Origin of the sequence: Xanthobacter autotrophicus (genome assembly GCF_030015065.1) — a bacterium.
Classification (GTDB): Bacteria; Pseudomonadota; Alphaproteobacteria; order Rhizobiales; family Xanthobacteraceae; genus Xanthobacter; species Xanthobacter autotrophicus_D.
The window spans coordinates 1-590 of sequence record NZ_JAIVFN010000309.1 but is presented as its reverse complement, the minus strand read 5'-3'; the positions used below and the strand labels follow the sequence as shown (position 1 = coordinate 590).

The 590-nt window shown below is 36.8% G+C and carries 1 protein-coding gene; it reads right to left on the bottom strand.

Annotated features, from left to right (window positions below):
• Positions 1-118: 118 nt before the first annotated feature.
• Positions 119-526 carry a hypothetical protein gene (locus K9U40_RS23260; RefSeq protein WP_282892438.1) on the bottom strand — a complete coding sequence of 136 codons (408 nt, stop codon included), beginning with the start codon at positions 524-526 and terminating at the stop codon, positions 119-121.
• Positions 527-590: the final 64 nt, after the last annotated feature.

Genomic DNA, 590 nt, shown 5'->3' with positions numbered 1-590 from the left:
ACTTTATATAAATTTTGTTCTTCATCTTTACCTATATATTCACGGAATGTTGATTTATGGCCTGATTGATTATTGGAAAAATTTTGGGTTCTTTTAGCGCCACGTAAAAAATTAGTTCTCATTGTGCACCACCTAATTTAACTACACGTACTTGGACTTCAACTGGTTCGCCTGAGTTAAATTGTTCTTGCCAATGTTGTGCCTTCTGCTCACGCACTTGGGCTTCTGCATCACATGCATAAAGAAAGGCAATTGCTAATGCACTAAAAATAAGAAAACATAAAAAATACGGCCATTTACTATCTTTTTTAAACTTTAGATCCTGTGCTGACGGATGCTGATAAAGCTTAGAAGTAGCTGGTTTATTTGTTTTATTCCCACTAAGTTCAGGTACAAAACAAATAGGGGTAGATGGGGCAGATTGACTGCCTATATATTTCTGATTCATAATAATTCGCCTTAATACGCACAGTATTGGTAGGAAAAAGCCCCGATAGCCGTCCAAAGTTTTCTGGGCTTTTTTCATTTCTAAGCTTTTACTTCAAAAAGCTGCTCAGTATGTTTAGCAAATAGCGATACATCTCCGCCCG